Origin of the sequence: Aeromonas sp. 9A (genome assembly GCF_963900955.1) — a bacterium.
In the GTDB taxonomy this organism is placed as follows: Bacteria; Pseudomonadota; Gammaproteobacteria; order Enterobacterales; family Aeromonadaceae; genus Aeromonas; species Aeromonas salmonicida.
Genome location: NZ_CAWRFG010000001.1, coordinates 1,214,533 through 1,237,255 on the forward strand (window position 1 = coordinate 1,214,533; position 22,723 = coordinate 1,237,255).

Genomic DNA, 22,723 nt, shown 5'->3' on the forward strand with positions numbered 1-22,723 from the left:
ACAAGGACGTTCATGAAAATTTCAAGCAAGTTGTTGTTTAGTTTCTGTTTTATCAATCTGTTGGTGATCCTCTCCTCCGGCCTTGTCTATCACCAGCTCGGCCGGATCGGCGAGGTCGAGACAGCGCTGCTGGAGCAGGCGCTGCCTGCCCTGCAACGGGATGAGGCGAGCCAGAAGGCGCTGGTGGCCACCGTCTCCTCCTTGCGTGGTTATCTCATTCTTGGCAAGGATCCGGTCCAGGCCTCCCGCCTCAAACAGGAGTGGGAAGGGGCCTGGCAAGCCATCGAGCAGCAGCAGTTCACTCCCGCACTTGCCCAGTCGCTCAAGGCCTTCAAAGGACGCCAGGAGCAGGTATGGGCCATCGCCCACACAGAGGAGAACCTGCCCGCCCACACGCTCATGCTGCTGGAGGCGGGCCCGCTGGCAGAAGCGGCCCTCGATCAGTTGCAGTCATTCGCCAATGAAGAAGTGGCCACCCCGCAGGATCAGTTGCCAGGGGATCGCCGCCTGCTGCTCAAGCAGGTGGGGGATGCGTATAACAGCCTCTCCAATGCCCTCTCAGCCCTGCGCGACTTCCTCATCTCGGGTGACCCCGAATATGGCACCAAGTATCAGGATTACTACCAGTTCCATCAGCAGCGGGTCGCCGAGCTGAAACAGCAGCAGGCCAATTTCTCCGAGGCCCAGAAGAGCCTCTGGTCGCTGTTTGAAGAGATGTCAGCGCCCTTTGCCGAACTGGTCGGTCAGGTGATAAGCAAGCGTCAGGCCCCGGACTGGGATCAGGCCAATCATCTGATGGCAACCGACATAGAACCTGCGTTGACCCAGCTGGCCAGTCAGCTGGCCGCCCAGGTGACCCAGACTCGCTCTGAAGTGGACAGCATGGGGGAGAAGATGGCCAGTGCCGGTCAGACCATCAACCGTACCCTGTTGCTGGCTACCCTGACCGTCATAGTGCTGGGCACCCTGGTCGCCCTGCTGTTCAGTCGCCGTCTGACCCGGGACATCGCCAGTCTGGTGGTGCGGGCCGATCTGGTGGCCAACGGCCGTCTGCCGTCCCGCCCTCTGCCGGTGCAGAGTCAGGATGAGCTGGGTGGATTGACGGGATCCATCAACCAGATGTCGCTGCAGCTGCGTCAGCTGGTCGGCGAGATCCAGGGCGCCGTGGGGCAGGTGGAAGGGGCGTGTGTCGAGGTGGGTAACACCACCAGGGCCATCGTCGACGATCTGGCGAGCCAGAATCAGCGGGTGGATACGGTGGCGGCGGCGATCGAACAGATGTCGGTCAGCACCCGTGATGTGGCGGGGAACATAGCCGAGGCGGCTCGAGTGGCCCACCAGGCTGAGGGACAGACACAGCAAGGGGGCAGCGCCCTCGGTCGCATGACCACCACAATGCAGGAGATTGCCGCCATGATAGCTCAGGCCAATCAGGCCATGGGGCTGCTCAGTGCCCAGAGCGAACAGGTCGGCCGGGTGACCGAGGTGATCGCTACCATAGCCGAGCAGACCAATCTGCTGGCGCTCAATGCTGCCATCGAGGCGGCGCGAGCCGGGGAGCAGGGGCGTGGCTTTGCCGTGGTGGCTGATGAGGTGCGTCTGCTTGCCAGTCGCACCAGTCAATCAACCGAGGAGATCAGTCAGACCATCGCCAGCATTCAGCAACAGACCCGCCAGACGGTGAGCACGGTCGGCAGCGGTACCCAGTTGGTCGAACAGGGCCGCAACGCCGTTGCCTCTGTGACGCAGACCCTGGATACCATGCTGCAGCTGGTGCAGGATCTGTCCGGTCAGCTGGGGGCCATTGCCACCGCTACCGAGCAGCAGTCGCGGGTTGCCCAGGAGGTGGCGGGCACAGTGGAAGAGATCGCCGGGCTGAGCCGGCAATCGAGCCAGCGCAGCCAGCAGGGGGAAGAGATAGTGGCCAGACTGGCACAGGATACGGGTCGTTTGACGTCCGTCATCAGTCGCTTCGAACTGGGGGCCTGATAACGCCGCCAAGGCGGATGATCTGGATAAATAAATGAGGCGGGCCAGATGGCCCGCCTCAGCATTGGTACAAGCGGCAGACAGCCTGATTATCGAAGCTGCTGGAGGCCTCCTAGTTGAGCCGGCTCACCAGGAGGAATGAGGCGTTGTTTGTCATGAACGCCTGCCTGATGAGGGTCATTACAGGCGGCGAAAAGCCTGATTGTCGAAGCTGCTGGAGGTCTCCTGGTTGAGCAGGCTGACCAGCAGGATGGCGCGTTTCTCTCCATCCGGTTCCAGATAAATCGCCTCGAATCCGGCCAATGGGCCCGATTCGATCAATACCTTGTCGCCCTGGGTCGGCAGGTTGGCGTAGCTGGCTCTCGCCTCGTCGCTGTCGTCACGGCTCATCAACTGATAAACCAGCTGGCTGCTGATGGCGGTCCACTCCTTGCCGAAGTGGATGATGCGGCTGATGCCACGGGTCGACTTCAGGGTGACCGGCGTGACCTCCTCCAGATCCACATAGATAAACAGATAGTTGGGAAACATGGGTTCCCGCACAGGGACACGCTTGCCCCGTCGCAGCTTCTCGATCTCGACCATGGGGTAATAGGACTCAATCCCCTGGGCTTCGAGATGGGCGCGTGCGCGGGCCTCTTCCTTTGGCTTGCAGTAGGCCAGATACCATTTTTTCATGTTCTGTTACGTTCGTGTTGCCGTGCTCCCGGTTATGATAACCGCGGCAATAAAAAAGGCCACGCTTGGCGTGGCCTTTTTTGCTGAGTGAGTGATTACCAACCTTTGACGATGCCGCCTTTGAACAATTCGTCAGCAGTTTTGTACACTTCGTCGCTCTGGAAGGCCTGGACGAACTCCTTCACCTTGGCGTCATCCTTGTTGTTGCCACGGGAGACGAGCAGGTTGACATAGGGAGAATCCTTGTCTTCCACGAACAGACCGTCACGGCCTGGCAGCAGATCGATCTGGGAGGCATACACGGTATTGATGATGGCCAGGTCCACATCTTCCAGGGAGCGGGGCAGTTGTGCCGCTTCCAGTTCAACAATCTTCAGCTTTTTCGGGTTGCTGGCGATGTCGAGCACTGTCGCTTCCAGACCTGTGCCTTCTTTCAGGGTCAGCAGGCCCTGCTTTTGCAGCAGGATCAGAGAGCGGCCCAGGTTGGTCGGGTCGTTCGGCACGGCGATTTGCGCGCCCTCTTTCAGATCGGCCAGGGCCTTGATCTTCTTGGAGTAGCCGGCGATGGGGTAGACGAAGGTGTTGCCAACCGGTACCAGATCGAAGCCGCGATCCTTGACCTGGCTATCCAGATACGGTTTGTGCTGGAAGGCGTTCAGATCGATGCTGCCATCGTTCAGGGCCACGTTCGGGGTGGCAAAGTCGGAGAAGGTGACCACTTCGACATCCAGACCGAACTTGTCCTTGGCGACCTTGGCCGCGGCTTCCACCAGCTGGGATTCCGCCCCGGCAATGGCGCCCACTTTCAGGGTCTTGCTCTCTTCTTTTTGACCGCAACCGGCCAGTACCAGGCCAGCCAACAAGGCTGCCGCAACGGATTTAATGCCAAATTTCATAAAAACCTCCTGTCAGAAATCGACGATTAACGATGATCACATGTGTTGACCAGGCGCTCACCCGCGCTCTGGATGATTTGAACCAGTAAAACCAGAATCACAACGGTTGCCAGCATGACGGTGGGGTCAAAGCGCTGATAACCGTAGCGAATACCCACATCGCCCAGGCCACCCCCTCCGATGGCACCGGCCATGGCGGAGTAGTTCACCAGCGTGACCAGGGTAATGGTGACGCTGTTGATGATGCCGGGCAGGGCTTCTGGCAGCAGCACCTTGGTGATGATCTGCAAAGGTTTGGCACCCATGGCCTTGGCCGCTTCCAGCAAGCCGTCCGGCACCTCCATCAGAGCACCTTCCACCAAGCGGGCGATGAAGGGCACGGCACCTATGGTCAGCGGTACTATGGCGGCTATGGTGCCTATGCTGGTGCCGACGATCAGCCGGGTCAGCGGAATGATGGCCACCAGCAGAATGATGAAGGGCACGGAGCGGCCAATGTTGACAAGGATGCCGAGCAGCTTGTTCAGGGCCGGGTTGGCCAGGATCTGGCCCGCCTTGGTGACATGCAGTGCCACTCCAAGGGGCAGGCCAAGCAGGCAGCCAAACAGGGCGGAGGCAAGCACCATCAGCAGGGTATCACCGAGGGCGGTGACCAGCAGATTAATCATGGCTTCGGACATAACCCATTACCTCCAGCTGAATGCGATTGTGATCAGGGACTGCGTCTGGCAGCCCTTGAGGGCAGTGATGAGCAGATCAGTCGTTGCTGCGGACATAACCCATGACCTCCAGCTGAATATGGTTGTCTATCAGGAATTGCTGAGTCGCCTCGCACTGGGCCTCATCCCCGAACAATTCTGCCAGCAGGAAGCCGAACTTGACGCCCCCGGCGTACTCGATATCGGCGCTCAGTATGCTGATATCGATGTTGAAGCGACGACTCGCCTCTGAAATCAGCGGTGTATCGACGGTGCTGCCGGTAAAGCCGAGCTTCACCAGCGGATAACTGCCCGCCACTCGCTCGCTGCTCATGCGGTCCTGATACTCCTGCGGCACCTCCAGATGGATGGTGGAGTGGATGAAATCACGGGCCAGCTGGGTCTTGGCATTGCTGAAGAACCAGGCGACCTCGCCCTGCTCGATCAGACTGCCGTCGCTGATGATGGCCACGTCATCACAGATCCCCTTCACCACATCCATCTCGTGGGTGATGAGCAAGATGGTGAGCCCCAGCTTGACGTTGATCTCCTTGAGCAAGCTCAGGATCGAACGTGTGGTCTGCGGGTCGAGGGCCGAGGTGGCTTCGTCACACAGCAATACCTTGGGAGCTGGTGCCAGGGCGCGGGCGATGGCGACACGCTGCTTCTGACCGCCGGACAGCTCGGACGGATAAGCGTGGGCGCGGGCTTCCAGCCCGACCAGCGCCAGCAGCTCAAAGACCCGGGTCTGGATTTGGGCCTTGCTCCAGCCTGCCAGTTCCAGCGGGAACGCGATATTGGCGAACACTGTGCGGGAGGAGAGCAGGTTGAAGTGCTGAAAAATCATGCCGATCTGGCGGCGGGCCTGGGTCAGCTCCCGCTCCGGCAGCGCTGTCAGGTCCTGGCCGTCGACGATGACCTGCCCCTCTGTCGGGCGCTCCAGCAGGTTGACACAACGGATGAGGGTACTCTTGCCGGCACCGGAGGCACCGATCACCCCGAAAATTTTGCCTTGTGGCACATGCAGGCTCACGTCACGCAGGGCGTGCACGGCATCACTGCCTTTACCGTAGACTTTGTTGAGACCGATCAACTTAATCATGGATTCTTCCGTGCTAACAGCCTTAAAGCACAGGGCGCTACAGGCGGGTGAATTGGGCAGAGGTTCCACTGGGTTACTCTGTCATCATGGAGGATGATGCTAAGATGTCTGGATGGCTATGTCAACGCATGTTTCTACGTCTAGACGTCTAAAAAAGTGATAAGGATTCTCGCCGGATGACTAACGACGACAGTGGTTTATCAGGCTGCAATATTGTATTTGGCTATTGTTGATTTTCTCCGAATATAGCTTTCCATTTCTGTTTTGTTGGTCATGAGAGCAGGAGTGCTGTTCGCACTCTTTGGCTGCCACCAAGATGGCACAAATCGTTCCACTTTGTTCCTTTATCTCTTTTGTTATCCATCCCCTTGATGCAGCACAAAAAGTGACCGCCTTTGGTTTGGGATATGTGTGGTTGTTTTTTATACTCAACAGGTGTGGCATGGCAGGAGGAGTGAGTGATGCGATTTCAACAGATCAAGGATTTGCTGTCTTACCTCGAACAGGTTCATCACCAGCTCGGACTCTGTTATGGGCGACTGATGGCAGAAGTGGATGGCGAACGTAGCCGCATGTTGCTGGCGTATCTGCAAGGGCGGGAGGATGAAGCGAGTGCCCATCTGCACGATTATCAGGGACAGCTGAGTCAGGGCGTCAAGGAAACCTGGCTGGAGCGGGGCTTCAGCGAGGATCTGTTGCCCGAGATCCAGCGGTTGGCACTACCTGCCACTGCCCAGACTCAGGACATAGTGCAGCAGGTGTGTCGTCAGGAAGAAAAACTCATCGGCGAGCTGAGCCATCTGGCCCGTGAGTGCCCGACCGACGAGACGGCTGCCTTGCTGACCTCGCTGGCGTCGCTGGAACAAACCCGCTTGACCCGACTGGTACACGGTGTGCATCGGCTCGACGACATCTAGCCGCGGTAAAGGTGCAACGAAAGAGGCCCGGCATTTGCCGGGCCTCTTTTCTATCATCGACCCAAAGAGGGGATGCCGCCTTACTGCTGTTCGGCGCTGCGTTCGGCCGCATGAAGGGCAGCCCCTATGATGCCAGCCTGATTGAGGCTGGCGGCTGCCACCAGCGGTGCCCGGGTCTCGATGCGATCGATGAATTTGTCGAGCTTGGCTGAGCTGCCGCCCCCCAGGATAAAGAGGTCGGGGGAAAACAAAAACTCCAGTCGTGCCAAATACTTGTTGAAGCGTTTTCCCCAGCGATTCCAGGAGAGATCCTCCCGCTTGCGCACCGCATCCGAGCAGTAGTGCTCGGCTACCATGCCTTCCAGCATCAGGTGACCCAGCTCGGTGTTGGGCAGCAGCTGGCCGTTGACGAACACGGCAGTACCTATGCCGGTACCGACAGTGATGAGGATGATGATCCCCTTGCGATCCTTGCCGGCACCAAAGCGCATCTCGGCCAGGCCCGCCGCATCGGCATCGTTGAGCACATGGCAGGGCAGGCCGGTCACATCCGAAAACAGGTGTACAGCATCGGTTTCGATCCAGCTCTTGTCGATGTTGGCCGCGCTCTTGGCGATGCCGTTGTGGATGGTGGCGGGAAAGCCGCAACCCACAGGGCCCTTCCATTGGAAGTGTTCTACCAGTGCCTTGAGGGTATGTGCCACGGCCGCCGGGGTAGCCGGTTGCGGTGTTGCCAGACGGTGGCGTTCGCCAATCAGCTCGCCTGTTTCGGTATCGACCAGGCATCCCTTGATCCCTGAGCCACCGATATCCACTCCCAACATCTGCATCAGATTGTTCCTTTTATAGTGCTTATGGTGCCGACGGTTAACCGCCGACAGAGCATGAAAAAATGGCGTGCATCCGGCAAGGGGCAGATCGCTTATGCGTGATCCGGCAGACCTTTTTCGATGCAACGGATCAGCAAGCGTGTCTTTTTGTTGTCATCCTGCTGGCGTTTGGCCAGGGTCGTCAGTGCCCACGCTATGTGTTCGGCCACCATGGGCTCTGCGCTGGTGAGCGCCAGTTGCAGGGCGGCGATCACCTCTGGTGTAGCCGGGCCGTTGCCAAGCGCCACCGCCAGGTTGCGGCGCCAGCGTTGATAGCCGATGCGCCGGATCGGGCTCCCCTCAGTGTGCTTGAGAAATTCGCTCTCGGCCCAGCGCCACAGCTCCAGCAGGGGCGGGCGGTGCAGGTTGGGGCGCGCTTTGAAGTCGGGTTCCGGGCTTGCATCTGCATAGCGATTCCAGGGGCAGATGAGCTGGCAGTCATCACAACCATAGATGCGATTGCCCATGAGCGGCCTGAACTCTTTCGGGATGGGACCGTCGTTCTCTATGGTGAGGTAGGAGATGCAGCGGCGCCCATCCACCACATAGGGCGCGACTATGGCACCGGTCGGGCAAATATTGATGCAGGCCACGCACTTGCCGCACTGCTCTTTTTCCACCGGGGCATCGATGGGCAGGGGCAGGCCGAGCAGCAGCTCCCCCAGAAAAAAGAAAGAACCGGCCGATTCGTTGAGCAGTAGCGAATGCTTGCCGACCCAGCCCAGCCCGGCCTTGGCGGCCAGCGGCCGCTCCAGTATGGGGGCCGAGTCGACGAAGGGGCGCCACTCTCCCATTGTGTCCTGGGTGGTTTGAAACAGCGCCTGACAACGCTGTTCGATCCGCTCCCCCAGTTGCTTGAGGCGGTTGCGCAGCACTTTGTGGTAGTCGCGGCCGAGAGCGTAGCGGCTGATGTATCCGAGGGTCGGATCGCGCAGGGTGGCGGCAAAACCCGCCTCGAAGGGGAGGTAGTTCATGCGCACCGACACTACCCGCAGTGTGCCCGGCAGCAGCTCATGGGGGCGGGCCCGCATCATGCCGTGTCGGGCCATGTAGTCCATGCTGCCGTGATGGCCTGCATCGAGCCAAGCCTGCAGCCTGGGCTCCTCGAGGGTAAGATCCGTGTCCGTGATACCGACCTGGTCAAATCCTAGCTCGCCTGCCCATAGCTTGATATCGTGAGCCAACTGCTGAAAATCAGGCGTAGTCATGCGGCATCGAGCCCCACAGGCTTGATATCCAGAGTCAATCGACGGTGAAAATCAGGTATGGTCATGCTGCATCTGGTCCGAAAGGCTTGATGTCCTGGGTCAACCGGCAGTGAAAATCAGATGTGGTCATGTCGCATCGCGTGCCCGAAGCGTCTCAGCCAGGGCTAATGGATGAAAGTCAGGAGCCATCATGGTAAAGGTCATCGGGGATGCTATCAGCGGGAAAGAGGTGCGCAGTTTACCACAATCACTGTGGCGGACTGAACAGATCCGCGCGCTGGAGCAGCGCTGGGCCGAGCGAGAAGGGCAGGAACGCTACGCCCTGATGGAGCGTGCCGGTGCGGCGCTGCGTACCTATGCCGCTCATCATTGGCCGCAGAGCCGCCGATGGTGGATCTTTGTCGGCCCGGGCAACAACGGCGGGGATGGCTATGTGCTGGCGCGTCTCGCCAGACAGATAGGCTTTGAACCCCGGGTGATCGCCGCCAGAGCGCCTGACGAGCTGAAAGGGGATGCCAGGCGAGCCGCCGATGACTGGCTGGCGCTGGGGGGGACTGTGCTGATGGCAGGCGCCAGCGAGCTGGACTCACTGCCGCCGCCGGACCTGGTGATAGATGCACTGCTTGGCACGGGTGTCCATACCCACCTATCGCCGCTTCTGACAAAGATCGTCGCAACAATCAATCGCTTGGGCGCGCCTGTGTTGGCGGTGGATCTGCCCTCCGGCCTCAATGCCGATACCGGCTGCGCCATGGGGGCGCTGGTGCGTGCCACTCGCACCCTCACCTTCATCGGCATCAAGCAGGGCATGCTTACCAGCGATGGTGTGGATGGGGTGGGCCAGCTCGACTGCGATCCCCTCGGGGTCATGCCAGAGGAGACGCTGCAAGCGGCGGCTGAGCGGATTGATTATCCCGGCCTCAAACACCTGCTTACCCCGCGCCAGCGCTCGGCTCACAAGGGCTCCCACGGCAAGGTGCTGCTGGCCGGGGGCAATGTGGGCATGCAGGGAGCCATAGTGCTGGCGGGTCTTGCCTGCCTGCGGGCGGGAGCGGGTCTGGTACGGGTGTGCCAGCATCCGAGTCATGGGCCCGTCAGCCTCTATCAAGCCGAGTTTATGAACTCAGTGGTTGATACGGATGAGCAGTGGGCCACGGTGCGGCTGGTGGGGCCGGGACTCGGTCAGGACGAATGGGGTCGGCGCCATTTTGAATTATTGGTCAATGACAGGTTACCGCTGGTATTGGATGCCGATGGATTGAATTGGCTGGCGCTATGTCCCCGTCATCAGGATAATTGGGTGCTCACGCCTCACCCGGGTGAGGCGGCACGCCTGTTGGGCTGCTCCATTGCCGATATTGCAGCGGATCGTTTTGCCGCTGTGCGGCGCCTGCAGCAACGCTTTGGCGGCGTAGTGCTGCTCAAGGGCGCTGGGTCGCTCATTGATGACGGCAAGCAAATCGCGCTCTGTGATGAGGGCAATCCCGGCATGGCCAGTGGCGGTATGGGCGATCTCTTGTCTGGTATAATCGCCGCCCTGTTGGCTCAGGGCTGGTCTGCCGTCGAGGCAACCCGGCTTGGAGCCGTGATCCACGGGGAAGCGGCCGATCTGGCCGCCGCAGACGGAGAGAGGGGTATGCTGGCATCAGACCTGCTGCCCTTTATCCGTCGACTGGTTAATCCCGACTCCATAACAAGTTAAAGAAGAACATGGCAAAACAGTTGATGATGACACTGCCGGATGAGGCAGCAACAGTGGCACTGGGTGGCCGTCTGGCACATGCCTGCCTGCAGGCGACCACGGTGTTCTTGCACGGCTCCCTCGGGGCCGGAAAAACCACCTTGACCCGTGGCTGGGTGCAAGGGCTGGGGCATCAGGGCAAGGTCAAGAGCCCGACCTATACACTGGTTGAACCCTATGAACTGGCCGATTGGCAGGTTTATCACTTTGATCTCTATCGTCTGGCTGATCCGGAAGAGCTGGAGTTCATGGGGATCCGGGACTACTTTGCTGCCAATACCCTCTGCCTGGTGGAGTGGCCGGAGAAGGGGGAAGGCTGGCTGCCGGCGCCCGATCTGGACATTACTCTGACTTATGTAAACGAGCAGCGTGAGGCTCTGATAGAAGCCCGCACTGCTATTGGCGAAGCCATTCTGGAACGGTTGTCATCTACGTGCGCTTGATCCTTGTTATTGCCCTCTCTCTGATGGCCTTACCCTCCTGGGCGAATCAGCTCAAGAGTGTGCGGGTATGGCCATCGCCGGATAACACCCGGGTGGTGCTCGACATGAGCAGTGCTCCCAATTACAACTACTTCACCCTGACCGGCCCGGATCGACTGGTGATCGACCTCAAAGGGGCGAACAACGTCGCCAATCTGGCCAGTATCGGGAACAACAGCGAGCTGGTGCGCAAGATCCGCGAGAGCTCGCCGTTGGAGAAGGGTGGACTGCGGCTGGTGCTGGATCTCAGTTCCACCATCAAACCCGTGGTATTTCCGCTGGCACCGGCAGGCCCCTATGGCCACAGGTTGGTGATAGACCTGCCTTATGAAGAGAAACGCTCTGCCGCCGCCGTGCAAGCCACCCCTGTGGGGGGCAAGGGCAAGGGGGTGGTGATCGCCATCGATCCGGGCCACGGCGGGGAAGATCCGGGCTCCATCGGCCCCCGTCGCACCTATGAGAAGCGAGTTACCCTGGCGGTATCCCAGAAGCTGGCGGCACTTATTGACAGGGAACCTGGCATGCGCGCCGTGCTGACTCGCCGCGGGGACTACTTCGTGGATCTGAACAAGCGCTCCGAAATTGCCCGCAAGGCCAAGGCGGATCTGCTGGTCTCCGTCCACGCGGACAGCTTCCACAACTCGACGCCGCGCGGCGCTTCTGTCTGGGTGCTGTCTACCAACCGTGCCAACCGCGAGATGGGCAGCTGGCTGGAGAAGCAGGAGAAACAGGGGGAACTGCTGGGCGGGGTAGGCAAGGTATTGGCCGAATCCGACCCTAATCCCTATCTGGCGCAAACCTTCCTCGATCTCTCCATGGACAAGTCCCGTGCCGAGGGCTATGACGTCAGTCGCCAGATCCTGCGCTCCATGGGCAAGGTGGCCAGATTGCACAAAAAGGCGCCGGAGCATGCCAGTCTGGCAGTGCTGAAAGCCCCGGACATTCCTTCCGTGCTGGTAGAGACAGGTTTTATCTCCAACCATGCGGAAGAGAAGCTGCTGGCTACCCCCGCCTATCAAGACAAGCTGGCCCGTGCCATCTTCGAGGGGATCCGCAATTACTACCGCGCTCATCCGACCAAGGGCGCCTTGCTGAGCGGCAAGGGGCAGGCCAGTCGGCCGGCAGCTACCACTCGCCCTGCGCCTGTGGCCCAGCAGTCGGTGAGCCAGCCCAGGCAAGTACAGTCGCAGCCGGTCGTGACCAACAAGATGCCCGCCACTGCCCGCGACGGTGGTGCTGCGACCAGCTCCGGAGCCGGGGTGATCAAGCCTTACTCGGCGGCAGCGCAAGAGACGGGTGCGCCGGTCAGTAATGTGGGCGACTATGACAAATCGCGGATGCTCCGCCATGTGGTCAAACGGGGCGAGAGCCTCTCCCGCCTTGCCGAGAGGCATGGGGTGAGTCAGTCCACATTGGTTGAAATCAACCAGCTGCGCAGCCGGGATATTCAGATTGGTCAGACAATATATATCCCCCAGCAGGGACAGAGCCGCAGTGCCGCCCCCGTTCGCAGTGACGACAAGTCGCAGATGATCCGCCATGTGGTCAAGCGGGGCGAGAGTCTCTCCCGCCTTGCCGAGAAGAATGGGGTGAGTCAGGCGCGGCTGGTGGAGATCAACAAGCTCAAGTCGCGGGATATCCAAGTAGGGCAGGTGCTCTACATTCCCCAAAACTGACGCGCGGGAGCTGGCGATGCCGCACCCCGTGTTGGCGTATACCATCGCAAGATTGAAATTCAGGAGTAAGTGATGCCGATCCGTATATTACCCCCTATCCTGGCCAACCAGATTGCCGCCGGAGAGGTGGTGGAGCGGCCCTCTTCTGTGGTGAAAGAGCTGGTGGAAAACAGCCTGGACGCGGGGGCCGACCGGGTCGAAATCGACATCGACAAGGGGGGTGCCAAGCTGATCCGCATCCGTGACAACGGCTGCGGCGTCGCCAAAGACGAGCTGGTGCTGGCGTTGTCACGGCACGCGACCTCCAAGGTGGCGACCCTGGATGATCTGGAAGGGATCTGCAGTCTCGGCTTTCGCGGGGAGGCGCTCGCCTCCATCAGCTCTGTCTCCCGTCTCACATTTACCTCCCGCACCCAGGATCAGTCCGAAGCCTGGCAGGCACAGGCGGAAGGGCGAGAGATGAACGTCACCGTCAAACCGGCGGCCCACCCGGTGGGCACCACAGTGGAAGTGGTAGATCTCTTCTTCAATACCCCGGCGCGGCGCAAGTTCATGCGCAGTGAAAAGACCGAATTTGCCCATATCGATGAGCTGGTGCGCCGCATTGCGCTCTCCCGTTTCGATGTCACCCTGATCTTGCGTCACAACGGCAAGGTAATGCGCCAGTACAAGGCTGCCAATACGGTGGCGGAGCAGGAGCGCCGGCTCGCCACTGTTTGTGGCACCCCCTTCATGCACCATGCGCTGGCGGTGGAGAGCGAACATAGCGACGTACGTCTGTGGGGGTGGCTGGCGCTGCCTGAGGGGGCCAGACCGCAGAACGACCTGCAATATACCTATGTCAACGGTCGCATGATGCGCGACAAGCTCATCAATCATGCCATCCGCCAGGCCTATGACGAGCTGCTGCCCACCGACCGCTTCGCCGCCTATGTGCTCTATATCGAGCTGGATCCCCACCAGGTGGATGTGAACGTCCATCCTGCCAAGCACGAGGTGCGCTTTCATCAGGCGCGGCTGATCCACGACTTTATCTTTCAGGCGTTGTTTACTGCGCTGCGCCGCGAAGGGGTCTGCGCCGCTCATCAGGAAGAGCCGCTGGCCGAAACCTTGGTCGAGCTGCCTGTCAGCGGGCAGATTGAATACCCAGGGCAGGCACCTCGTCCCGAGTGGTATGGCGCCGAACACAGCTATCGGGCTCCTGCCTCGACGAATGAAGTACGAGAAAGGGGCGCGGCACGTGCCGGCAACTACCAACCGCCCGAGCCGCCCAGCCGGGAGGCGATGCGGGGCATGGGCGCACTGCTCACCACCTTGCCTGGTGCCGGGCCCGCGTCTGCTGCATCCGCTACCGCTGCAATGGTGCCCAGTGCAGCAGCTCAGACAGCGCCTGGAATCTGGCAGGCACTCACCCTGGTGGAGCAGGCCTATCTGTTGTTGGTGCGAGATGGCCAGCTGGCGCTGCTCTCCCTGGTGCGGGCCGAACGCCTGTTGCTGCGCAACTGGTTGCTGGAAGCCTGGGGCCAGGGGCTGGCTGCGCAACCCCTGTTGCTGCCAGTTTCGTTCAAGCTGCCGAAAAACCTGATAGCGCTGGTTGAAGAGCAGGAACGTTTGCTCAAACGGATGGGGCTGGAGTTGAAAAGCGGGGGGCGTGACACCATGATCCTGACTCGGGTGCCAGCCTTGCTGCGCCAGACCGATCTGGTGCGGCTATTACCCGAATTGTTGCAAATTATCGAGAGCGGATCTGACAGTGATGCGAGCCAGCTGGCTGAAGTATTATGCCAATGGCTGGTTGAGCAGGGGGTAAGCCACGAAAAAATATACGATTTTTCAACAGCCAATCGCTTGCTGACGGAACTTGTGGCCGATTTCAGTGACCAATTGGCAGATATTCGCATGGTGCGCCCCGTGTCGCTGACGACAGTGCTGGAGGCGTTTGCAGATGGTGGCTGAGTTGCCGAGTGCTTGTTCCAACACACAGTCTGGCAATAAGCCCGTGATGTGCTCGCTGTTGCTGGTAAATCTGATCGAGGAATTTGAACGTGGCTGACTTGCCGAATGCAATTTTTTTGATGGGGCCAACGGCCTCCGGCAAGACGGATCTCGCCATCGCCCTGTGCCAAACCCTGCCTTGCGACATCATCAGCGTGGACTCTGCGCTTATCTATCGCGGCATGGATATAGGAACTGCCAAGCCGACGGCGCAAGAGTTGGCTCTGGCTCCCCACAAGTTGATCGATATTATCGATCCTGCCCTGAGCTATTCGGCCGCCGACTTTTGCCGCGATGCCCTGCGGGAGATGAACGATATTGTCGCCCGTGGCCGCATTCCGCTGCTGGTGGGGGGCACAATGCTCTATTTCAAGGCACTGCTGGAGGGGCTTTCTCCGCTGCCATCCGCCGATCCGGCCATTCGCGCCGAGCTGGAAGAGGAGGCTGCACGCCTCGGCTGGCAGGCGCTGCACGATGAGCTGGTGCGGATCGATCCGGTCGCCGGCGCGCGCATTCATCCCAATGATCCGCAGCGTCTTAGCCGGGCCTTGGAGGTGTATCGCATCAGTGGCAAGACCCTGACCGAGCTGACCCAGGTGCAGGGAGAAGGGTTGCCATATCGGGTGCACCAGTTTGCCATTGCCCCGAGCGATCGCGCCCTGTTGCACAAGCGCATCGAACAGCGCTTTGACAAGATGTTGCAAAGTGGCTTCGAGCAAGAGGTGCGTGCGCTTTATGAACGAGGCGATCTCACCCCCGACCTGCCAGCTATTCGCTGCGTTGGCTACCGCCAAATGTGGGACTACCTGGCAGGGGAAGTGGAGTATGATGAGATGCGCTATCGCGGTATTGTTGCCACCCGCCAGTTGGCCAAGCGTCAAATGACCTGGTTGCGCGGTTGGCCTGAAGTCACCTGGCTGGAATCTGGTGAGTCTGGCAATCTGGCAAGGGTCGTTGCCCGTGCCGGAGTGGCTTGACACTCCTGTATAATCAGGTTGTTATATTGATATCCGGTGTTTAAAAACAACAAACTATAAGGAAAAGAAGATGGCTAAGGGGCAATCTCTCCAAGACCCGTTTTTGAATGCGCTGCGCCGTGAGCGGATTCCTGTTTCTATTTATTTGGTGAACGGCATCAAACTGCAGGGTCAGATCGAATCGTTTGACCAGTTTGTCATTTTGCTGAAGAACACCGTGAGCCAGATGGTCTACAAGCACGCTATTTCCACCGTGGTGCCGGCCCGCGCCGTCAACCATCACCAGCACGTCCCTGGCGCAGCTGGCGAAGAACAGGGTGAAGCTGAAGCGTGATATCTCGAGGCGAGACGACTCGCCAATTCAGATTCGTCATGATTCCTGCCAAGGAGCAAGCGCTTGTTTGACCGTTATGAAGCCGGCGAACAGGCCGTTCTGGTGCACGTCAACTTCAGTGATGAGGGTGAGCGGGAGGATCTGGAAGAGCTCAAGATGTTGGTGAGCTCGGCCGGCGTCAATGCATTGGGGGTGGTGACCACCAACCGCAGTGCCCCCAGCGCCAAACTCTTTGTCGGCAGCGGCAAGGCTGAAGAGATCGCGTCCCAGGTGCAGATGCTGGGCGCAGACGTGGTGATCTTCAACCATGCCCTGACCCCTGCCCAGGAACGCAATCTGGAACGCCTGTTCCAGTGCCGTGTCGTGGACAGAACCGGCCTGATCCTGGATATCTTTGCCCAGCGCGCCCGAACCCACGAAGGCAAGTTGCAGGTCGAACTTGCCCAGTTACGCCATCTTTCTACTCGCCTGGTGCGAGGCTGGACCCACCTTGAACGTCAGAAGGGCGGGATCGGTCTGCGCGGCCCGGGTGAAACCCAGCTGGAAACCGACCGTCGCCTGTTGCGTGAGCGCATCAAGGCGATTTTGCGTCGGCTCGACAAAGTGGCCAAACAGCGGGAACAGGGCCGTCGTGCCCGTAACCGCAATGAGGTACCGACCGTATCACTGGTTGGTTACACCAACGCCGGAAAGTCCACTTTGTTCAACCAACTTACAGCTGCCAGCGTGTATGCTGCCGACCAATTGTTCGCAACACTGGATCCCACCTTGCGTAAATTGGTGATCCGGGATGTGGGTGATGTGATTTTGGCGGATACAGTTGGATTTATTCGACACTTGCCCCATGATCTGGTCGCGGCCTTCAAAGCGACGCTGCAGGAGACCCGCGAAGCGGACTTGTTGCTGCACGTGGTGGACTGTGCCGACGAACAGATGCAAGAGAATATCGATTCGGTACAGCAAGTGTTGGCCGAAATTGAGGCGGATGACCGACCCCAGTTGATGATCTGTAACAAGATAGACAAGCTGGCGGATCGTCCGGCAGGTCTGGAGCGGGATGATGAGGGGCGCCCGGTGCGACTCTGGTTGTCTGCCCAGAGCGGTGAAGGCTGTGAATACCTGTTTACGGCCCTGACCGAGTTGCTGGCCGGATCCATGGTGCATCACACCTTGCAGTTGCCCCCTTCGGCCGCCAGATTGCGAAGTGCGCTCTATCGTCTCAAAGGCATTGAGCAGGAAGGTTTCAGCGAGGAGGGGGATTTTGTGTTGCAAGTTCGGCTGCAATTGGCCGACTGGAACCGCCTCGTGAAACAGGAAGGCGAGAATTTACAACGCTTTATCAGGCATTGAGTCGTGGATGAAGATGAATGTTTACAGGCTTCATCCACGATTGATGATCAGATAGAGGTGATATCCATCCGCTTGTATTAATGGAGATGCTGATGGCTTGGAATGAGCCTGGAAACAACGGCAAAGACCGTGACCCTTGGGGGAACAACGGCAAGAATCAGGGACCCCCTGATCTGGACGAGATGTTGCGCAAGGTAAGCCGCCGTTTTGGTGGTTTGCTGGGTGGTGGCAAGTCAGGTGGCGAGATGGGCCGTTTCGGTCTCTCTATCGCCTTGGTGATCGCTGTGGTGGTGTGGGTCGTCAGCGGCTTCTACACCATTCGCGAAGCTGAACGAGGGGTTATTCTGCGTTTTGGCGAGTACTCTCACAACGTAGAGCCCGGCTTGCGCTGGAAGCCGACCTTCATCGATCGGGTGATCCCGGTGGATGTGGAGTCAGTGCGTTCTCTGCCTGCTTCAGGTTTTATGCTGACTCAGGATGAAAACGTGGTGCGGGTCGAGATGGACGTGCAGTACCGAGTCGTCGATCCCGAACAGTATCTGTTCAGCGTGACCAATGCTGAAGAGAGTCTGGGCCAGGCTACCGACAGTTCACTGCGTTATGTCGTCGGCCATACCCGTATGGATGATATTTTGACCACAGGGCGTGAGCAAGTTCGTCGTGAAACCTGGGATGGCATCGAAAAGATAGTCACGCCTTATCAGATGGGTTTGCAGATTGTCGACGTCAACTTCTTGCCGGCTCGTCCGCCAGAAGAGGTTAAAGACGCCTTCGATGATGCCATCTCAGCCCAGGAAGATGAGCAACGCTTCATTCGTGAAGCGGAAGCCTATGCCCGTGAAGTCGAGCCAAAAGCACGTGGTACTGTCAAGCGGCTGGAACAGGAAGCCGAGGGTTACAAGTCCCAGATTGTGCTGAAGGCCAAGGGTGAAGTTGCTCGTTTCAACGAGCTGTTGCCCCAGTACCAGGCCGCGCCTGACTTGACTCGTGAGCGTATCTACCTGGAAACCATGGAAGAGCTCTATCAACAGGCCAACAAGGTGCTGGTCGACATGCCTGATGGTAACAACAGCATGATCTATCTGCCTCTCGATAAGCTGTCTGGTCAAGCCAATGCTGTCTCGCCTGCGCGATCTGCCAGTGCAGTGACTGCCGCCGATGCGGCACCGGTCACCAATGACGGTGCAAACTCCACTCCGACTCCGCTGCGTAGCGGTGATCGTTTCAGCTCAGGGAGAAACTAATAGATGAAAAAAATAGCTATTGGTGTCATCGCTGTGGCTGCCATGGTCTGCTTCTCCTCCATCTTTGTTGTTGATGAAGGGCAAAAAGGGATAGTGGTGCAGTTTGGCAAGGTGAAGCGGGTTGAATCCGGTGAAGCTCGGCTCTATGAGCCGGGCCTGCACTTCAAGGTGCCCTTCATCGATCAGGTTCGCAAGATGGATGCTCGCATCCAGACTATCGACAGCCAGGCTGACCGTTTCGTGACCTCCGAGAAGAAAGATCTCATCATCGACTCCTACGTGAAGTGGAAGATCGAGGATTTCTCCCGGTACTACCTGGCAACGGGTGGTGGCAACAAGATCCAGGCTGAAGACCTGCTCAAGCGCAAGATCAACAACGGTCTGCGTTCCGAGATCGGTAACCGCACCATCAAGGACATCGTCTCCGGTGAGCGCAGTACCGTGATGGAAGATGCCCTGATGAAGATGGCGCGCTCCTCCGAGCTCGGCATCAGAGTGGTAGACGTGCGGATCAAGCAGATCAACCTGCCGGTCGAGGTCTCCAACTCCATCTATCAGCGGATGCGTGCCGAACGTAATGCGGTAGCCCGTGAGCATCGCTCCCAGGGTCGCGAGCAGGCTGAAATCCTGCGTGCTGACATCGACCGCAAAGTGACCGTCATGATCGCCGATGCCGAGAGTAATGCGCGTCAGCTGCGTGGTGAAGGTGATGCCGAAGCCGCCAAAATCTATGCCGACAGCTACAAGAAAGACCCCGAGTTTTTCAGCTTCGTGCGTAGCATGGAGGCCTATCGCAAGAGTTTTGCCGGTGGTAACGACCTGATGGTGCTCAAACCAGACAGCGAGTTCTTCCGCTACCTCAAGTCTCCTCACGGCGCCAAGCAGTAAGAGACAAGCATAAGACCAAAGGGCCTGATGATTCAGGCCCTTTTGCTTTATGGCATGAGACCAACCGCCGATACGGGCGGCTTTTTTGCGCGAGGAGATGGGATGCTGACATCCATTTTGATGGGATTGGGGCTGCTATTGCTGTTTGAAGGGCTTGGCCCCTTGCTGATGCCCAAAGCTTGGCAACAGATGCTGCGGCTGCTGAGCGAACAGCCACCGGAACAACTGCGCCGTATCGGTGGATCTCTGGTGGTGGCGGGCGCCGTCATCCTCTGGATGCTGGGTCACTGAATCATGTGGCTGGCTCTGAGTTCCATTGCAGCGCAGACAATAAAAAAGAGGCCCGAGGCCTCTTTTTTCATCCAGCAAGCAGGAGTCGTTGACTCAGGCGCTGCGTTGTACCGCCATCTGGGCCAGGGTTTCCAGCGCCTGCTTGTGCTGGGAGTCCGGCAGGATGGCGAGAGCGGCAATGGCCTTGTCAGCCTCTTCCCGGGCTCGCATGCGTGAGTATTCCAGCGCACCGGTGCGGTCGAGAATCCCGAGAATCTGGTCGAGATGCTCCATGCCGTTGCGATGCTCGATGGCATCACGCACCAGCTGGCGCTCTTCGGGTGAGCCCACTTCCATGGCCCGCAGCAGCGGCAGGGTCGGTTTGCCTTCGGCCAGATCGTCACCGACGTTCTTGCCCATCTCATCGCTTTGGGAGCAGTAGTCCATGACGTCATCGATGATCTGGAATGCTGTGCCCAGATACTTGCCGTAGTCGGTCATGGCCTGCTCGACGGGCTCGGGCTGATGGGTCAGCACGGCCGCGAGGCGGGTGGCGGCCTCGAACAGTTTGGCGGTCTTGCAGTAGATGACCGTCATGTAGCTCTGTTCCGTGGTGTCCGGATCGTTGCAGTTCATCAGCTGCAACACTTCCCCCTCTGCGATGGTATTGGTGGCATCCGACAGGATTTCCATCACTCGCAGGTTGGAAAGCTCGCTCATCATCTGGAAGGAGCGGCTGTAGAGGTAGTCGCCGACCAGCACGCTGGCAGCATTGCCAAACAGCGCATTGGCGGTCTCCCGGCCACGGCGCAGATCGGATTCGTCGACCACGTCGTCGTGCAGCAGGGTAGAGGTATGAATGAATTCGATGATGGCGGCGAGTTTGAGATGATCCTGACCTTCATATCCCAGTGCGCGGGCGGCCATCACTGTCAGCATGGGGCGCATCCGTTTCCCGCCTGCACTGACAATATAGAAACCCAGCTGGTTGATCAGGCTGACATCGGACTGAAGTCTCGCCAGGATCAGTTCATTCACCGCCGTCATGTCGGCAGCACAGAGCGCACGGATAGTCTGTTGGTCCATAAGTCTCGTAACGTGACGGCAGCAATAACTGCGGTTTTAGTAATGGCGGGGATTCTACACGATTTCACAATGGGTTACAGTTAAGCGTTTATTCACGGCGGCAGATATGCGCACAAAATAAACTTTTTGCTAAATTGGCCTTGCCTGAGCAAATCGATTTGCGTAGAATGCCGGCCCATTGTTATAGGTTTTTGCGCGTGTCTGGCCTTGAGCAAAAGACACGCCTTTACGGAGTTAATCAAATGTACGCGGTATTCCAAAGCGGCGGAAAACAACACCGTGTGGCCGAAGGTCAAATCGTTCGTCTGGAAAAGCTGAACGTTGAGACTGGCGCTACTATCGACTTCAATGAAGTTCTGATGGTTGCTGCAGGCGACACTTTTAAAGTAGGTGCTCCTTTCGTTGAAGGTGGCAAGGTTGTAGCTGAAGTTGTGGCTCACGGCCGTGGCGAGAAAGTGACTATCGTCAAGTTCCGTCGTCGTAAGCACCATCGTAAGCAAGCGGGCCACCGTCAGTGGTTCACTGAAGTCAAAATCACTGGCATCAGCGCTTAATTAGAGGAGTCCGATAAATGGCACACAAAAAAGCTGGCGGTTCATCCCGCAACGGTCGCGATTCTGAAGCTAAACGCCTTGGCGTTAAGCGTTTCGGCGGCGAAACAGTTCTGGCAGGCAGCATCATCGTTCGTCAACGTGGCACCAAGTTCCACGCTGGCACCAACGTTGGTCTGGGCACTGATCACACCCTGTACGCGAAAGCGACTGGCAAGATCCTGTTCGAAGTTAAAGGTCCGCTGAATCGTAAGTACGTTAGCATCGTTGCTGAGTAATTACGGACCGCAAGGATCCGAAGCCCCGCCAACAGGCGGGGCTTTTGTTTTTCTGACGCAGTTTACGAAAAAACGGAACGTAGATGTGCCTGGTGTTGCGCGGGGCATTCATCGCTAAGATGCGTATCGCCCGCAGGGGCCTGTACCACTATAATTGCGTATCGGTTTTTCGAATTAAGGTGACGGTTACCTATGAAGTTTGTTGATGAAGTCCAGATTCGAGTCGATGCCGGTGACGGTGGTAACGGTTGTGTGAGCTTTCGCCGTGAAAAGTACATCCCGAACGGCGGCCCGGATGGCGGTGACGGTGGTGACGGTGGCGATGTCTATCTTATTGCCGACGAAAACCTGAATACCCTGATCGACTACCGTTTCGAGCGTTTTCACGCGGCCGAGCGCGGTGAGAATGGCCAGAGCGCCAACTGTACCGGCCGTCGCGGCAAGGACAGGATACTGCGTGTGCCGGTCGGTACCCGTGCCAGCGATGAAGACACAGGCGAACTGCTGGGTGATCTGACTCATCATGGTCAGAAGCTGCTGGTCGCCAAAGGTGGCTTCCACGGTCTGGGCAACACCCGTTTCAAGAGCTCAGTCAACCGGGCGCCGCGCCAGAAGAGCAGCGGTACGCCGGGTGAAGTGCGTACCCTGAAGCTGGAACTGCTGCTGCTGGCCGATGTCGGCATGCTGGGTCTGCCCAATGCTGGCAAGTCCACCTTTATCCGCGCCGTGTCTGCCGCTCGTCCCAAGGTAGCCGATTACCCCTTCACTACTCTGGTGCCGAACCTGGGTGTGGTGCGTGGCGAGAACTCCCGCTCCTTCGTGATAGCCGACATTCCGGGTCTGATCGAAGGTGCCGCCGAGGGCGCAGGCCTGGGTATTCGCTTCCTCAAGCATCTCGAGCGCTGCCGGGTCTTGATCCACCTGGTCGATATCTGCCCGGTCGATGACTCGGATCCTGCCGAGAACGCCGTGACAATCGTCAAGGAGCTGGAAAAATACAGCCCTGAGCTGGCTGGCAAGCCGCGCTGGTTGGTGTTCAACAAGATGGATCTGATCCTGGAAGAAGAGGCGGTCGAGGTGATGGAGCGCGTCAAGACGGCGCTGGCCTACGAAGGCCCTGTCTACCAGATCTCCGCCATCAGCAAGGAAGGCACCAAGAAGGTGTGCTACGACATCCTGGATCTGCTGGATAGCATGCCTCGTCAACTGGCGGAAGATGCCAGGGACGCCATCGAGAAGGTGGAGTTCAAGTGGGATGACTACCACAAGAACCAGCTGGCCCAAGCTGAAGCTGAAGCGCTGGCCGCCTCCATGGCCTTCGATGAGGGGCTCGATGAGGAAGACTGGGATGATGACGAAGATGATGGCGTTGAAGTCATCTATGTTCGTGACTGATCACTCTGTCCTGCCTGATCGGTGCAGTACCTCTGCCCACCGATGAGAAAAACCGGAGCCTGGCAACAGGCTCCGGTTTTTTATGGGGCGCATCTGGAT

22 protein-coding genes are annotated in these 22,723 nt (G+C 58.7%); 15 read left to right on the plus strand and 7 right to left on the minus strand.

Translation table 11 applies throughout. The features are described from left to right. Positions 1–12: 12 nt before the first annotated feature. Positions 13–1,989 carry a methyl-accepting chemotaxis protein gene (locus tag AACX78_RS05970; protein ID WP_159165654.1) on the plus strand — a complete coding sequence of 659 codons (1,977 nt, stop codon included), beginning with the start codon at positions 13–15 and terminating at the stop codon, positions 1,987–1,989. A gap of 180 nt (positions 1,990–2,169) precedes the next feature. Here AACX78_RS05970 and rfaH read toward each other — a convergent pair whose 3' ends face one another. The 4 genes from rfaH to metN form a co-directional block, all read right to left on the minus strand. After that, a complete protein-coding gene (rfaH, locus tag AACX78_RS05975) occupies positions 2,170–2,667 on the minus strand; it encodes a transcription/translation regulatory transformer protein RfaH (protein WP_005311640.1) in 498 nt (165 codons plus the stop codon). A gap of 95 nt (positions 2,668–2,762) precedes the next feature. Then, positions 2,763–3,563, minus strand: coding sequence for a methionine ABC transporter substrate-binding lipoprotein MetQ (gene metQ / locus AACX78_RS05980; RefSeq protein WP_005311642.1), 801 nt, complete (start codon positions 3,561–3,563; stop codon positions 2,763–2,765). A 26-nt stretch (positions 3,564–3,589) separates the two neighbouring features. Continuing rightward, entirely contained in the window at positions 3,590–4,243 is a 654-nt protein-coding gene (locus AACX78_RS05985; RefSeq protein WP_159165655.1) for a methionine ABC transporter permease, read from the minus strand. 76 nt (positions 4,244–4,319) lie between these two features. After that, a complete protein-coding gene (metN, locus tag AACX78_RS05990; protein ID WP_021138381.1) occupies positions 4,320–5,363 on the minus strand; it encodes a methionine ABC transporter ATP-binding protein MetN in 1,044 nt (347 codons plus the stop codon). Between the two features lie 461 nt (positions 5,364–5,824). Here metN and AACX78_RS05995 point away from each other — a divergent pair, with 461 nt between their 5' ends. After that, positions 5,825–6,280: a hypothetical protein gene (locus tag AACX78_RS05995; protein WP_059113136.1), complete on the plus strand. Its 456-nt coding sequence runs from the start codon at positions 5,825–5,827 to the stop codon at positions 6,278–6,280. 80 nt (positions 6,281–6,360) lie between these two features. On the opposite strand, the gene ppgK is transcribed toward AACX78_RS05995, so the two are convergent. Beyond that, on the minus strand, positions 6,361–7,110 hold the full coding sequence (gene ppgK, locus AACX78_RS06000) for a polyphosphate--glucose phosphotransferase (protein WP_159165656.1): 750 nt from the start codon (positions 7,108–7,110) through the stop codon (positions 6,361–6,363). 92 nt (positions 7,111–7,202) lie between these two features. Continuing rightward, positions 7,203–8,357 carry a tRNA epoxyqueuosine(34) reductase QueG gene (gene queG, locus AACX78_RS06005; protein ID WP_159165657.1) on the minus strand — a complete coding sequence of 385 codons (1,155 nt, stop codon included), beginning with the start codon at positions 8,355–8,357 and terminating at the stop codon, positions 7,203–7,205. Between the two features lie 190 nt (positions 8,358–8,547). Here queG and AACX78_RS06010 point away from each other — a divergent pair, with 190 nt between their 5' ends. The 10 genes from AACX78_RS06010 to AACX78_RS06055 all read left to right on the plus strand — a co-directional run bounded on the left by AACX78_RS06010 (position 8,548) and on the right by AACX78_RS06055 (position 19,335). After that, on the plus strand, positions 8,548–10,059 hold the full coding sequence (locus AACX78_RS06010) for an NAD(P)H-hydrate dehydratase (protein WP_159165658.1): 1,512 nt from the start codon (positions 8,548–8,550) through the stop codon (positions 10,057–10,059). Between the two features lie 8 nt (positions 10,060–10,067). Then, on the plus strand, positions 10,068–10,541 hold the full coding sequence (gene tsaE, locus AACX78_RS06015; RefSeq protein ID WP_005311656.1) for a tRNA (adenosine(37)-N6)-threonylcarbamoyltransferase complex ATPase subunit type 1 TsaE: 474 nt from the start codon (positions 10,068–10,070) through the stop codon (positions 10,539–10,541). 23 nt (positions 10,542–10,564) lie between these two features. After that, on the plus strand, positions 10,565–12,256 hold the full coding sequence (locus AACX78_RS06020; protein WP_236556291.1) for an N-acetylmuramoyl-L-alanine amidase: 1,692 nt from the start codon (positions 10,565–10,567) through the stop codon (positions 12,254–12,256). Between the two features lie 72 nt (positions 12,257–12,328). Continuing rightward, positions 12,329–14,212: a DNA mismatch repair endonuclease MutL gene (mutL, locus tag AACX78_RS06025; RefSeq protein ID WP_159165660.1), complete on the plus strand. Its 1,884-nt coding sequence runs from the start codon at positions 12,329–12,331 to the stop codon at positions 14,210–14,212. A gap of 98 nt (positions 14,213–14,310) precedes the next feature. Further along, positions 14,311–15,228, plus strand: coding sequence for a tRNA (adenosine(37)-N6)-dimethylallyltransferase MiaA (gene miaA, locus AACX78_RS06030; protein ID WP_080697378.1), 918 nt, complete (start codon positions 14,311–14,313; stop codon positions 15,226–15,228). A 70-nt stretch (positions 15,229–15,298) separates the two neighbouring features. Then, entirely contained in the window at positions 15,299–15,562 is a 264-nt protein-coding gene (gene hfq, locus AACX78_RS06035; protein ID WP_005311664.1) for an RNA chaperone Hfq, read from the plus strand. Positions 15,563–15,625: 63 nt separating this feature from the next. Continuing rightward, complete coding sequence (gene hflX, locus AACX78_RS06040) at positions 15,626–16,912, plus strand: ribosome rescue GTPase HflX (RefSeq protein WP_021138373.1); 1,287 nt, start codon at positions 15,626–15,628, stop codon at positions 16,910–16,912. A gap of 92 nt (positions 16,913–17,004) precedes the next feature. Further along, positions 17,005–18,156, plus strand: a complete 1,152-nt coding sequence (gene hflK, locus AACX78_RS06045; RefSeq protein WP_021138372.1) for an FtsH protease activity modulator HflK — start codon at positions 17,005–17,007, stop codon at positions 18,154–18,156. A 3-nt stretch (positions 18,157–18,159) separates the two neighbouring features. Beyond that, positions 18,160–19,044 (plus strand): protease modulator HflC, encoded by an 885-nt coding sequence (gene hflC / locus AACX78_RS06050; protein WP_021138371.1) that lies wholly within the window; start codon positions 18,160–18,162, stop codon positions 19,042–19,044. 102 nt (positions 19,045–19,146) lie between these two features. Beyond that, positions 19,147–19,335, plus strand: coding sequence for a DUF2065 domain-containing protein (locus AACX78_RS06055; protein ID WP_005311672.1), 189 nt, complete (start codon positions 19,147–19,149; stop codon positions 19,333–19,335). 93 nt (positions 19,336–19,428) lie between these two features. On the opposite strand, the gene ispB is transcribed toward AACX78_RS06055, so the two are convergent. Beyond that, positions 19,429–20,400, minus strand: a complete 972-nt coding sequence (gene ispB / locus AACX78_RS06060) for an octaprenyl diphosphate synthase (RefSeq protein ID WP_005311674.1) — start codon at positions 20,398–20,400, stop codon at positions 19,429–19,431. 242 nt (positions 20,401–20,642) lie between these two features. On the opposite strand from ispB, the gene rplU reads away from it, so the two are divergent. From rplU to cgtA, 3 genes are all read left to right on the plus strand, one after another. Further along, positions 20,643–20,954: a 50S ribosomal protein L21 gene (gene rplU, locus AACX78_RS06065; protein ID WP_005304210.1), complete on the plus strand. Its 312-nt coding sequence runs from the start codon at positions 20,643–20,645 to the stop codon at positions 20,952–20,954. A 17-nt stretch (positions 20,955–20,971) separates the two neighbouring features. Continuing rightward, entirely contained in the window at positions 20,972–21,229 is a 258-nt protein-coding gene (gene rpmA / locus AACX78_RS06070) for a 50S ribosomal protein L27 (RefSeq protein WP_005311678.1), read from the plus strand. Positions 21,230–21,421: 192 nt separating this feature from the next. Continuing rightward, positions 21,422–22,624, plus strand: coding sequence for an Obg family GTPase CgtA (gene cgtA / locus AACX78_RS06075; protein WP_159165661.1), 1,203 nt, complete (start codon positions 21,422–21,424; stop codon positions 22,622–22,624). Positions 22,625–22,723 lie beyond the last annotated feature (99 nt).